12 protein-coding genes are annotated in these 11,363 nt (G+C 73.0%); 9 read left to right on the top strand and 3 right to left on the bottom strand.

Features of this window, described 5'->3' with window-relative positions:
• On the bottom strand, positions 1 to 903 hold a 903-nt coding region (locus STRIP9103_RS18885; protein ID WP_048820545.1), incomplete at its 3' end, for a GAF domain-containing protein.
• Between the two features lie 312 nt (positions 904 to 1,215).
• Between STRIP9103_RS18885 and STRIP9103_RS18880 the strand changes: the two genes are divergently transcribed.
• Entirely contained in the window at positions 1,216 to 2,322 is a 1,107-nt protein-coding gene (locus STRIP9103_RS18880; RefSeq protein WP_009314658.1) for a lysylphosphatidylglycerol synthase transmembrane domain-containing protein, read from the top strand.
• Between the two features lie 107 nt (positions 2,323 to 2,429).
• Complete coding sequence (locus STRIP9103_RS18875) at positions 2,430 to 3,713, top strand: beta-ketoacyl-[acyl-carrier-protein] synthase family protein (protein ID WP_009314654.1); 1,284 nt, start codon at positions 2,430 to 2,432, stop codon at positions 3,711 to 3,713.
• A gap of 41 nt (positions 3,714 to 3,754) precedes the next feature.
• Here STRIP9103_RS18875 and ku read toward each other — a convergent pair whose 3' ends face one another.
• On the bottom strand, positions 3,755 to 4,813 hold the full coding sequence (gene ku / locus STRIP9103_RS18870; protein ID WP_009314681.1) for a non-homologous end joining protein Ku: 1,059 nt from the start codon (positions 4,811 to 4,813) through the stop codon (positions 3,755 to 3,757).
• A 185-nt stretch (positions 4,814 to 4,998) separates the two neighbouring features.
• Between ku and ligD the strand changes: the two genes are divergently transcribed.
• The 3 genes from ligD to STRIP9103_RS45250 all read left to right on the top strand — a co-directional run bounded on the left by ligD (position 4,999) and on the right by STRIP9103_RS45250 (position 7,258).
• Positions 4,999 to 5,874, top strand: coding sequence for a non-homologous end-joining DNA ligase (ligD, locus tag STRIP9103_RS18865; protein ID WP_009314674.1), 876 nt, complete (start codon positions 4,999 to 5,001; stop codon positions 5,872 to 5,874).
• A 197-nt stretch (positions 5,875 to 6,071) separates the two neighbouring features.
• Positions 6,072 to 6,644, top strand: a complete 573-nt coding sequence (locus STRIP9103_RS45255) for a hypothetical protein (protein ID WP_009314676.1) — start codon at positions 6,072 to 6,074, stop codon at positions 6,642 to 6,644.
• Complete coding sequence (locus STRIP9103_RS45250; RefSeq protein WP_052315578.1) at positions 6,557 to 7,258, top strand: vanadium-dependent haloperoxidase; 702 nt, start codon at positions 6,557 to 6,559, stop codon at positions 7,256 to 7,258. The genes STRIP9103_RS45255 and STRIP9103_RS45250 overlap by 88 nt, the downstream gene beginning before the upstream one ends.
• A 3-nt stretch (positions 7,259 to 7,261) precedes the next feature.
• Here the strand turns inward: STRIP9103_RS45250 and STRIP9103_RS18855 are convergent, their stop codons facing one another.
• On the bottom strand, positions 7,262 to 8,065 hold the full coding sequence (locus tag STRIP9103_RS18855) for a nuclease-related domain-containing protein (RefSeq protein WP_048820543.1): 804 nt from the start codon (positions 8,063 to 8,065) through the stop codon (positions 7,262 to 7,264).
• A gap of 126 nt (positions 8,066 to 8,191) precedes the next feature.
• On the opposite strand from STRIP9103_RS18855, the gene STRIP9103_RS18850 reads away from it, so the two are divergent.
• The 4 genes from STRIP9103_RS18850 to STRIP9103_RS18835 all read left to right on the top strand — a co-directional run bounded on the left by STRIP9103_RS18850 (position 8,192) and on the right by STRIP9103_RS18835 (position 11,343).
• The gene (locus STRIP9103_RS18850) at positions 8,192 to 8,713 is read left to right on the top strand and encodes a protein-tyrosine phosphatase family protein (protein WP_048820542.1); all 522 of its coding nucleotides are present in this window, start codon (positions 8,192 to 8,194) and stop codon (positions 8,711 to 8,713) included.
• A gap of 103 nt (positions 8,714 to 8,816) precedes the next feature.
• On the top strand, positions 8,817 to 9,605 hold the full coding sequence (locus STRIP9103_RS18845) for a hypothetical protein (RefSeq protein WP_009314643.1): 789 nt from the start codon (positions 8,817 to 8,819) through the stop codon (positions 9,603 to 9,605).
• Positions 9,602 to 10,903 carry a sensor histidine kinase gene (locus STRIP9103_RS18840; protein ID WP_009314664.1) on the top strand — a complete coding sequence of 434 codons (1,302 nt, stop codon included), beginning with the start codon at positions 9,602 to 9,604 and terminating at the stop codon, positions 10,901 to 10,903. The genes STRIP9103_RS18845 and STRIP9103_RS18840 overlap by 4 nt, the downstream gene beginning before the upstream one ends.
• A gap of 86 nt (positions 10,904 to 10,989) precedes the next feature.
• The gene (locus tag STRIP9103_RS18835) at positions 10,990 to 11,343 is read left to right on the top strand and encodes an SH3 domain-containing protein (protein WP_009314679.1); all 354 of its coding nucleotides are present in this window, start codon (positions 10,990 to 10,992) and stop codon (positions 11,341 to 11,343) included.
• The last annotated feature ends 20 nt before the right edge of the window (positions 11,344 to 11,363 follow it).

Below are 11,363 nucleotides of genomic sequence, written 5' to 3'. Positions count from 1 at the left end.
CTCTCCGGCGGCGCCCATGACGGGATGGCGCAGGAGGGTGGCGACCCGGCCGCCGGAGAGGGCGACCTCGTCGAGGGTGCGGTGGGGGGAGGCGATGAGTTCCTCGGCCTTCTCGCGGAGGACGGCGAGGTCGACGCGTCCGAGGCTCGCACCGTCGCCACCCCCGCCCGGCGTCCCGGGCGGGGCGTCGGGCTGGCGGGGCCAGGCCTCGGCGGAACCGGCCGTGTCCTGGACGGCGGCCCTGCGGTACGCGGCGAGCAGCGCCCGCTCCCGTTCCGTGGCCTGTTCCAGGAGACGTGCCTCGATGTCGTGGGCGGCCTCGCGGACGAGCCGCACCATGGCGGGGTCGCCGTCGTCGCGCAGACAGGTCAGGTCGAGGATGGCCTCGATCCGGCCGCTGAGCGGATTGCGTACGGGCGCGCCGGCGCAGGCGAAGGGGGAGAGGCAGTCGGCGAAGTGTTCGCGGCCGAGGACGAAGACGGGCTGCCGCTCGGTGAGGGCGGTGCCGACGCCGTTGGTGCCGGCGACCGCCTCGGAGGCGCAGAAGCCGGGCGCGAAGTTCACCTCGTCGAGGCGGGTCAGGAGGTGTCGGTCGCCGCCGTGCCGCTGGACCATACGGGCCTGCCCGTCGCAGAGCACTATGGTCATGCTCACGTTGGCGAGGGAGGCGGTGAGCCGGCCGAGCACCGGGTCGGCCGCGCGCAGGAAGGGGTCGTCCATGGCCAGGTCGGGCGCGTAGGGAATCAGCAGACGATGTGGTTCCAGTCCCGCGGAACGGCACCGTTTCCAGGAGTCCAGCACCGGGTCCCGGACGTCGGATTCGACTCGCGCGCCGGCGAGGAAACGCTCGTGGGCATCGACGAGACCGCCGATGTCGTCCCAGGCGACGGACAACGGGATCACTTCCTCGTCTGGAGGTCATCCCGTCGCGCACCGCCACCCGGCTCGCCCCCGGGGCGACCTGCCAAGCGCTTCAACCCTAGACCTTGCGTGACTCGAATCACAACATCGGCCGCAGAAGGGTACGGGGGAGTACAAAGTCCCTGCGTGGACGCCTGACAGTGGCTCCGTCGGTGGAGGGAATTCGACTTCGCCACACTTGGGCGTCACGTCGAGCGGGAACGGTCCTGTCGTCCCCCTCGTTCTTGTCACGCCCTGCCTCCGCCGGTGCGGTCCCCCGCCGTACCGGCGCGACGCGGAAGGACGACGTGCCCTTTGTTCCCGCTCCCGCTCGACGCGCCGCCCCCCTCGCGGCCCACCGCCCCCATACCCGTCCCTGACACCGCCCCCGTCCCCATACCCGCCCCTGACACCGCCCCCGACCCCTGCACCTCCCGGCTCCCCCTGCCCGCCGGGCTGCGGCGCCTCCTCCCCGCCCGCTCCCCCGCCACCATGCGCCGGCTGCGCCTTGCCTTCAGCCTGCTGCCCCTGGTGCTGCTCGGGGTGTGGGCGGCCGTGGACTGGCGGACGGTGCACGGCGGTGCCGTCCGTCTGGCCTCGGCCCATCCCCTGTGGCTGCTGGCCGGGGTCTTCTTCACCGGCCTGTGTTCCGTGGCCTCCGCGTGCATACGGCAGGGCGCGGTGCCCGAGCGGCTGCCGCCGGGGCAGTTGCTCGCCACGCAGTTCGCGGCGGGCGCGGCGGGCCACGCGCTGCCGGGCAACATCGGCGCGCACGCGGTCGTCCTGCGCTTCCTGCGCCGCCGTGGCATACCCCTGGCCCGCGCCACCACCTCGCTCGCTCTGTACTCGGCGGTCAAGCCGATCGCCAAGACCGTGGTGATCCTCGCCTTCCTGGTCGCCTTCCCGGGCACGCTCCGTCTCGCCGAGCTGCTCCCGAAGGGCGAGACGCTCGCCCTGGTCGGTGCGATCAGCGCCGTCAGCCTCGCCGCCGTGGTCACCCTGATCACGACCGTACGACCGCTGCGTCAGCCTCTGATCGGAGGGCTGCGCAACGCCCTCACCGACACGCGGCTCGTCCACAGCCGCCCCGTCCGCGCGCTCGCCCTCTGGGGCGGGGCCGCCGCCTTCCCCCTCTGCCAGGGCGCCGTGGTCGCGTCGGTCGGCTCCTCGCTCGGCCTGCCCGTCTCCTGGCCCCAGATGCTCTTCGCCTACCTCGTCGCCAGCACGGCCGCCGGAGCCGTCCCCGCGCCGGGCGGGCTCGGCCCCATGGACGCGGCCCTCGTCTTCACCCTCGTCGCCTTCGGCGCCCCCGCCGCCCTCGCCACCACGACCGTCATCGGCTACCGGCTCCTGACGATCTGGCTGCCCCTGCTGCCGGGGACGCTGGTGCTGTCGGCGCTGGTACGGGCGAAAGTGCTCTGAGGGGGCCGCGGGGCCGTAGGCGTGCAAGAGGCGGTTGAACGGGGAACCATCTCCCTGAGCAGCAGGTGTCGGGCAGGGCGGGACTCGGCTGGGCAGGGGGCTGGTTCATGTCGGACTCGTACGCGCATTCGTACTCGGTGGGGCGGCGGGTGGTCGTCACGGGGCTGGGGGCCGTGACGCCGCTCGGGGTGGGGGTGGCCGCGCTGTGGCGGGGGCTGCTCGAAGGGCGTTGTGGGATCCGGGAGCTGGAGGGGGAGGAGTTCGCGGGGTTACCCGTGCGGGTCGCGGGGACCGTACCCGTGGATCCCGCCGAGCTGCTGCCCCGGCCCCGTGCCCGGCGGATGAACCGGGCCGCGCGGTTCGCGGTGCTGGCCGCGCGGGAGGCGTGGCGGGACGGTGGTCTCGATCCCGCCGGTGCGGCCGAGAGCGGGCTCGCTCCGGAGCGGGTGGGCGTGTCGGCCGGGGCCATCCTGGGCGACGCCTCCGTGCTCGTGGCCGGCGACCGGCAGCTGCGCGACCGGGGCCCACGGCACGTCTCCCCGCTCACCACCCCCATGTGCGTGCCCTCGCAGGCGGCGTCGCAGGTCTCCCTCGACCTCGGCATCACCGGCGAGGCCCGTACCGTCACCAGCGCGTGCGCCTCCGGCACCGAGGCGATCGGGCAGGCCGTCGACCGCATACGGTACGGCCAGGTCGACGTGGCGCTCGCGGGCGGGGCGGAGGCGGTCGTCACGCCGGCGATCATGGCGTCCTTCGCGGCGATGCGGGCGTTGTCCCGGTACGGGCTGGACGAGAGCGGCGAGAGTCCGTCCCGCCCCTTCGCCAAGGACCGGGACGGGTTCGTGAACGGTGAGGGCGCGGCTTTCCTGCTGCTGGAGGCCGAGGAGCACGCGCGGGCCCGCGGCGCACGCGTCTACTGCGAGGCCGCGGGCTGGGGTCTGTCCGCCGACGCCCACCACATGGCCGCGCCGGACCCGTCGGGCACGGGGGTCGCACTCGCGCTGCGCCGAGCCCTGCGGGACGCCGACGGGTCGCCCTCCGACGTCGTCCACGTCAACGCCCACGCGACCGCCACGGTCGACGGCGACCTCGCCGAGGCGAACGCGCTCGCCGCCGTGCTGGGGCGCCGGGTTCCGGTGACCGCGCTCAAGGGCGCCCTCGGTCACCTCCAGGGAGCCGCCGGCGCGGTCGAGGCGGTCGCCACCGCCCTCACCCTCCACCACCGGCTCGTCCCACCCACCATCGGCTGCACCACCCCCGACGACACGATCGACCTCGACCTCGTCACCAAGGCCCCCCGCCCCCTCCCCCGGCACGGCGACCTGGCCCTCAGCAACTCCTTCGGCTTCGGCGGCCACAACGCGGTCCTGGCGCTCCGCCGGGTGACGTAGAGCCGTGTGTGGGCCATCGGCCGGTCCGGCACCGGCCGTGGTCAGGCGGAGCGTTTGCGGGTGGACGCCTTCTTCGCGGGGTTGTCCTTGGCCGTGGTTTTCTCGGCGGCCGTCTTCGTCTCCGCCGTCTTCGTCTCCGCCGTCTTCTTCGCCGTCGTCGTCTTCTTCGCCGTCGTCTTCTTCGCCGTGGACTCGGCCGTGGACTTCTTCGCCGAGGCGGTCGAGGGGGCGGCTGTCTTCCTGGCCGTGGACGTGGACTTCTTGCCGGACGGTTGTTTGGGGGTGGGGCGGGCCGGGATCGTGGTGACCTCCGCGACCGCCTCGCCTCTGGACTCCTTGGCTTCCCGGACGCTCTTCTCCAGGGCCACCATCAGGTCCAGTACCTTGCCGCCCGGTTCGGCGGCCGGGACGGAGGGCGGCTCTTCGCCGGAGGCCTTGGCGGCGATGAGTTCCTCGACGGCCTCCCGGTAGTCGTCGTGGAGGGACTCGATGTCGACCTCACCGAGCGTGTCCATGAGGGCGTCGGCGAGATCGAGTTCCTTGTCGCGGACGGTGACGCTCGTGTCCGGGGCGACCCCCTCGGGTGTCCGGATCTCGTCCGGCCAGAGCAGCGCGTGCATGGCGAGTATGTCGTCCACGACCCGCAGCATCCCCAGCCGCTCCCGCCCGCGCAGCGCGAACTTGCAGATGGCGACCTTCCCGCTGCGCTTGAGCGCCTCACGCAGGAGGGTGTACGGCTTGGCGGCGGGGACTCCGTTCGCGGCCAGGTAGTACGCGGCGTCCATCTGGAGCGGATCGACGCGCTCGGCGGGTGTGAAGCCCACGATCTCGATGGTCCTGGCGGTCGGGATCGGCAGTGCGGCGAGGTCGTCGTCCGTGATCGGGATCATCGTGCCGTCGGCGTCCTCGTACGCCTTGCCGATCTCCCCCTGCGTCACCTCGCGCTCCTCCAGCTCGCACACCTTGCGGTAACGGATGCGACCACCGTCGTCCAGATGGATCTGGCGGAAGGAGACGGAATGGCTCTCGGTCGCGTTCACCAGCTTGATCGGGATGCTGACCAGACCGAAGGAGATGGCGCCGTTCCAGATGGATCGCACGAGCAAGCACGCACCTTTCGCGTAGATCCGCATCGGCGGCGGTGCCGGACGTCTCCGGTGACCCTGAGCCTCCTCGGTGCCCCCACACCGTATCTCCGGCCGATCCCGGGCGCCCGCCGACAGCCGCCTCGAACCCAATGGCCTCTTTGAGATGCTTCGTGGCGTTTTCATGCCATTCTCGTCGTATGACGCCGATCACGGAGGTGGAGGGTCACAGGGTCGCCCTGTCCAATCTGGAGAAGGTCCTCCACCCGGCGACCGGCTTCACCAAGGGTGAACTGCTGCACTACTACGCCACCGACGCCCTGCTGCCGCATCTGCGCGACCGCCCGGTCTCCTTCCTGCGCTACCCGGACGGCCCGGACGGCCAGGTCTTCTTCACCAAGAACGTGCCGCCGGGCACACCCGAATGGGTCACCACCGCCGAGGTACGGCTGATGGAGGGACCGGCCCGGATGGTGCTGGTACAGGACCTGGCGAGCCTGATGTGGGCCTCGAACCTCGTCACCGAGTACCACACCCCGCAGTGGACGGTCCGCACCCCCGACGAGGCCGACCGGCTGGTCTTCGACCTGGACCCGGGGGCGCCCGCGACGGTCGTGGAGTGCTGCGTGGTCGCCCGCTGGCTGCGGGAACGGCTCGCGGCGGACGGCATCGAGGCGTACGCGAAGACATCCGGCTCGAAGGGGCTGCATCTGCTGGCGGCGGTGCACGGCGCGTCGTCCGAACGGGTGTCGGAGTACGCCAAGGAGCTCGCGATGGAGGCGGAGGAGGCCCTGCCCCGCCGCGTCGTCCACCGCATGACGCGCGGCCTGCGCCCCGGCAAGGTCTTCGTCGACTGGAGCCAGAACGCCGCCCGCAAGACCACGGCCACGCCCTACACCCTCCGGGCCCGCCCGGAGCCCACGGTGTCGACACCGGTCACCTGGGAGGAGGTCGAGCAGTGCACGTCGCCCGGCCGGCTGGTGTTCCGGGCCTCCGACATCGCTCCCCGCCTGCAGGACTACGGCGACCTCATGGCCCCGCTGACCGACCCGGACCGCTCCCACGCCCTCCCCTGATCCCCGAGACCGCGTACACCCCGGGTGAAACCTCCGTCACCGGCCACCCCGGCCACGGTCACACAGGCGCCCGCCCCCGTACTCGCCGTGCCCTCGCCGTAGCCCTCGCCGCCGTCACCCTCGCCGCCCTGCCCCGGGTGTCGGAGGCCGCACCGGAGCGCGGATCGGCACTCCGCCCGACTGCACCGGGGTCCGGGATGATCGTCGACTGGAACCGGACCGCCGCGGCCGTGGTCGGGGAGGACGCGCGGCGGCCCACGGCCGAGCCGTTCGTCTGGTACGGCTTTGTGTCGGCCGCCGTGTACAACGCGGTGGTGGGCATCGAGGGTCGCTACACCCCGTACAAGTGGCACGGCCGCGAGGCCCGCGCGCGCCCGGGCGCCTCCTCCGAGGCCGCCGCCGCGACGGCCGCGCGCCGGGTGCTGCTGACCTACTTCCCGGCCTCGAAGAACCGGATCGAGACCGCGTACGCCGACTCCCTCGCGAAGATCCCCGACGGGTGGGCCGAGAACGAGGGCGTCCGCTTCGGCGAGCGGGCCGCCGCGCATCTGGTCTCGCTGCGCGAGAACGACGGACGGGACGCGAAGATCCCGTACGACAGGAAGCCGGGCCCCGGCGTCTGGCGGCCCACCCCGCCGGGCAACGCCCCCTTCGGCAACACCTGGCTCGCGAAGCGCGGCCGATGGTCGCCCACTCGCCCGACCAGTTCCTGCCGCCCCCGCCGCCCGAGCCGACCTCCAAGCGGTACGCGCGGGACCTCGCCGAGGTGAAGGCGGTGGGCGCGAAGAAGAGCACCGAGCGGACCGCCTGGCAGACCGGGACCGCGCTGTTCTTCTCGGACCCGCTGCCGCAGCAGTTCCAGGCCGCCTTCCGGGACCACGTCACCCGGCACAAGCTGGACGTCGTCGAGGCTGCCCGGCTGTTCGCCGCCCTCGGCACGGCGACCGCCGACGCGACGATCACCACCTGGAACTCCAGGTTCACCTACGCCCTGTGGCGGCCCATCACCGCGATCCGACTGGCCGACACCGACGGCAACCCCGCCACCGAGGCCGACCCGTCCTGGGAGCCCCTCCTCGACACCCCGCCCCACCCGGAGTACATGGGCGACCACTGCGCCGACGACGGGGCCGCCATGGCCGTACTCGACCGGCTGACCGGCGGCGACATCGACTTCCGCGTCTCCTCGAAGGTGACCGGCACGACCCGCGCGTACACGAGGTCGGCCGACTTCAACCGGGACGTCATCGGCGCCCGTATCTGGAGCGGCATCCACTTCCGCACGGCGGACGTCGTCGGCAATCGGATCGGCAAGGAGATCGGCGACTGGACGCTGGACCACTATTTCAAGGAGCGAAAGGGGAAAAGCCCGTCCGGCGTCTGAGGCCTACAGCCTCTCCCACGTGTGCCGGTCCCTCGCCACCGCGAACAGCGCCTCGACATCGGCGGTCTTCAGCAACCCACCCGTCCGGGCCAGCTCCGGCAGCTCCGTGTCCCGCAGCACTCGGCCCTCCCTCAAGGGCGCGGTGACCCGGAGGTCGGCCGGCTCCGTGAGCGCGAGGACCGGGTGGACCTCGGCGGTGAGGGCGTAGGACGCGCGGTCGGCGTCGGCCCGGAGGCGGCGGAGGAGAGGGCGCGGCTCGTGGCGGCCGACGGTGACCATGGGGTCGGCGACCACGACGCGCTGCCGGCGGGCGAAGAGGGACCGTACGCAGAACAGTCCCCCGGGGCCGATCACCAAGTGGTGGATACGGTCCCCGCCGGGCAGCGGCACGGAGTGCAGGGTGCGCCAGCCCGCGCCCTCCAGCCGGTCCAGCGCCTCCCCGACGGTCTGCTCGGCCGCGAGGCCGCGCCGGCGCGGGTCGGGGCGCAGTCGGCGCGGTGGCCCGGGGTCGCGGTCGAGGGCGACGAGGAGGGCCTCGCCCGGGCGGTTGGGGGCGAGGTCGTCGTCGGGGTGGAGGCTCAGCCGGGCCAGTTCGGCGGCGGTCGGCACGGGGGGCGGGCCCACCGTGACCGGGCCGGTGAGGAAGGGGCGGAGGGCGGCGAGCACGTCCTCTCTGCGCTCCTCGCTCAGGAGGTTCACCCGGCCCGCCTCCCGGTCGTACCAGGCGACGTTCCTCCCGTCGGTACGGCACACGTACAGGCGTTCCTGTCCGTGCCGCCAGGTCGGTATGACGCGCAGTCCGTTCATGCATCATCACCCCCGACCATGGGAACAGGCGGGGTGCTCCATCGGCAAGAACCCGGCTACCTTTGAGGTGACGACCCGCCGGGCGGACGACGCCACTTCCGACACAGGCCCAAGGGGAGGCCGCCGTTGCGGACGCGCAGGGAGCAACCCGACGTTCCGGCTCCGCGCGAGCCGTGGAGCGAGATCGTGCCCGGTCTGTGGATGGGCGGGCACGCGTACGCGGCGGGGGCCGGCGGTGGAGAGGTGGAACTCGCCGTCGTCCGGGATGAGTTCGATCTCGTGCTGACGCTGCTGCGCCTTCCCGGGCACGGGCCGGACGACGGTGTGGAGCACCATGTGTGGCCGATTCCGGACGGGCCGCTCGACGGTACGCAGTTGGCGGGTGTGATGCGGCTGGCGCAGGCCGCGTGCGACGCGCTGGAGGACGGCCGGAAGGTCCTCGTCCGCTGCTACTCCGGGTACAACCGCTCCGGCCTGGTCGTGGCGCACGCGCTCGTCCGCGACGGGCACTCCCCCGAGGAGGCCATCCGTCTGATCCGCACCCGCCGCTCACCGTGGGCACTGCACAACGAACTGTTCGTGGAGTACCTGCACGCGGGCCTGCCCACGGTCCGGCTCCTGGAGGAACTGGAGGAACTCGCCGAATAGGGCCCCCTACCGAGCCGCAAAAAGGACTTCCGTACGAATAGGGTGTACGAGCTCACGCCCGCCCGACGGGGTCCCCCGCGCCCGTCCCCTACCCAGGAGCCCCGTGTTGCCCAGCCGCCCCGTGCGCGCGGCCGTCGGTGCCGTCGTCGCCGCGGCCGTCGCCCTGTCGCTGGCGGGGTGCGGCGACTCCGGCGGCCTGCTGAGCGCGGGCGCGACGCCCACGGCGAGCGGGCCGACCCGGCTGTGGCCCGGGGAACCGCCCGCCTCCTCCCCCGCGTACGACTACGGCGAGGCCGAGACGGAGGTCGTCAAGGGCATCAAGGCGCCCGGCGACGACATCCACAAGGTGGACCCGGTGGCGGTCGTACGCGCCGAGATCGCCGCCGACCCGGGGGTGTACTCGGGCCCTGAGGCCCTGTACCGGGGGACGGCCCGGCGCATGGCCGAGTGCGACCGGGGCGGGGACCGCGCCGAGTGCCCGGTCCTCAAGGCCTACTACCGGGACCTCACCGGTGACGGGCGCGACGACATGGTGCTCGGCTTCCGGCTGCTGCCCGGCAACCAGACGGCGGTGCGGATGTACACGTTCCAGGAGGACCGGCTGGTGCAGGTGCTGTCGAGCGACGACGCGGTGATAGCGGTCGAACTGGCCGGCCGTACGGTGATCATCCGCTCCCCGGCGGGGATCGTCGGCTACGAGTACCGCACCCAGTGGACCTGGGACGAGGACCAGCTGGCGATGCTCCTCACCCGGGACGAGATCCTTCGCGTGGGCCTGTCGCCGTCGAGGAGGGCTCCCTCGGCCACGCCCCGGTCGGGCGGCGCGGCCCCCTCGCCGTCGCCGTCCGCCTCGCGGTCCCCGTCCGCCTCCTCGTCGGCCGGCCGGAGGTGAGCGGCCTGTCCGGGCGGTTCCGGCTGCGCCGCTGGGCCGCCTCGCTCACCTGGAAGGCGCTGGCGTTCATCACGGTCATGTGCTGCGGGCTGGCCGCGCTGCTCGGCGCGCTCGTGCATGTCTCCGTCACCAACCAGACCGTCAGCGACGCCCGCTCCCGCGCGCTCTCCCGGCTCAACGAGGCCGTGCGCGCGTACGAGCAGGGCAACCGGCTCATCCCCGGCGCCGGGATCGACCCGCAGGGGCTGCCGCGGGCGCTGCGCGAACTGGCCGAGCGCGGGGAGCGCGGCACGATGGTCGCCGAGGTCGACGGGTACCCCACGATGTGGGCGGCGGCCCCCGCCGACGGCCGTCGCGCCCTCGCCGTCCGGATCGACTACTCCCAGAGCGCGGCCACGATAGAGGGGCTGGACCGGGCCATCCTGGGCTCGTCGGCGCTGGCCATCGGCGTGACGCTGGCGGTGGGGGCGGCCGGTGTCACCCAGGTCACCCGGCGACTGCGTACGACCTCGCAGGTGGCCCGGCGGATCAGCGCGGGCGACCTCGACGCGCGGGTCGGCGATCCCCGCACGACGGACCCGGCGCGCCACCGCGACGAGGTGGCCGCGGTGGCCGCCGCGCTCGACACCATGGCGTCCACGCTGCAGCGGAAGCTGCTCAGCGAGCAGCGGTTCACCGCGGACGTCGCGCATGAGCTGCGTACGCCGCTGACCGGGCTGCACGCGGCGGCGGAGTTGCTGCCGGCGGGGCGGCCGACGGAGATGGTGCGGGACCGGGTCGCCGCGTTGCGGACGCTGACCGAGGATCTGCTGGAGATCTCGCGGCTGGACGCCGGCGGTGAGCGGCTGGATGTGGAGGGGATCCGGTTGGGGGTGGTGGCCGAGCGGGTCGCCGCCGCGGCGGCCGTGGGAGGGGGTGCGACCGGTACCGAGGTGCGGGTCGTCGAGGACGCGTGGGTCGAGACGGACCGGCGGCGGCTGGAGCGGGTGTTGGGGAATCTGGTGGGCAACGCGCACAAGCATGGCCGGCCGCCGGTGGTGCTGACGGTCGAGGGGCCGGTGGTGACCGTGCGGGATCACGGGGACGGGTATCCGGAGTACGTCGTGGCGGACGGGCCGCAGCGGTTCCGAACGGAGGGCTCCGCCAAGGGACATGGGCTGGGGCTGACCATCGCCGTGGGGCAGGCGGAGGTTCTGGGGGCGCGGTTGGAGTTCGGGAACGCGGAAGGGGGTGGGGCGTTGGCGACACTGCGGCTGCCGGGTGGCGGAACCGCAGACGACACAGCCCCGCGCCCCTGATGGCTCAGTGCGGCGGGCGCCGCCCGGACCCGGCTCCTAACGTGGCGAATAGTCAGGTTCGCCCCCTTTTACGGAGGAGCAATCATATGTCCCTGCGGAATCTGCTCATGCGTTTTGGCGCCGCCGCCTCCGGTGGCGCTCTCGTGGCGCTGGCGGCCACCACGCCCGCCGCGGCAGACGGCTGGGAGGACCCCGGTCGGCACATACGCACCGTGGAAGGTCAGGTCACCGCTCGTACCGGTCTGATTCTGCGCAGCGCGCCGAACCGGGGCGGCTCGGTCGTCCGGGTCGAACCCTTCGGCGCGATCGTCGAGATCTTCTGCAAGACCCGGGGCGAGACCATCGACGGCAACCGGAACTGGTACCTGCTCACCGACGGCACATGGGCCTGGGGTTCGGCTCGCTACATCGCCACCCGGAAGACGCCACGCTGGTGCTGAGCTGAGCGACAAGCCGCACA

The organism is Streptomyces ipomoeae 91-03 (genome assembly GCF_000317595.1).
GTDB classification, from domain to species: domain Bacteria; phylum Actinomycetota; class Actinomycetes; order Streptomycetales; family Streptomycetaceae; genus Streptomyces; species Streptomyces ipomoeae.
This window is presented reverse-complemented; position numbering and strand designations above follow the sequence as displayed.

What these genes read in the sequence shown, in the direction of transcription:
- STRIP9103_RS18875 (WP_009314654.1), top strand. Translation starts at nt 2,430, where the DNA reads ATGTCGGACTCGTACGCGCATTCGTACTCGGTGGGGCGGCGGGTGGTC.
- ligD (WP_009314674.1), top strand. Translation starts at nt 4,999, where the DNA reads ATGACGCCGATCACGGAGGTGGAGGGTCACAGGGTCGCCCTGTCCAAT.
- STRIP9103_RS45255 (WP_009314676.1), top strand. Translation starts at nt 6,072, where the DNA reads ATGATCGTCGACTGGAACCGGACCGCCGCGGCCGTGGTCGGGGAGGAC.
- STRIP9103_RS45250 (WP_052315578.1), top strand. Translation starts at nt 6,557, where the DNA reads ATGGTCGCCCACTCGCCCGACCAGTTCCTGCCGCCCCCGCCGCCCGAG.
- STRIP9103_RS18855 (WP_048820543.1), bottom strand. Translation starts at nt 8,065, where the DNA reads ATGAACGGACTGCGCGTCATACCGACCTGGCGGCACGGACAGGAACGC.
- STRIP9103_RS18835 (WP_009314679.1), top strand. Translation starts at nt 10,990, where the DNA reads ATGTCCCTGCGGAATCTGCTCATGCGTTTTGGCGCCGCCGCCTCCGGT.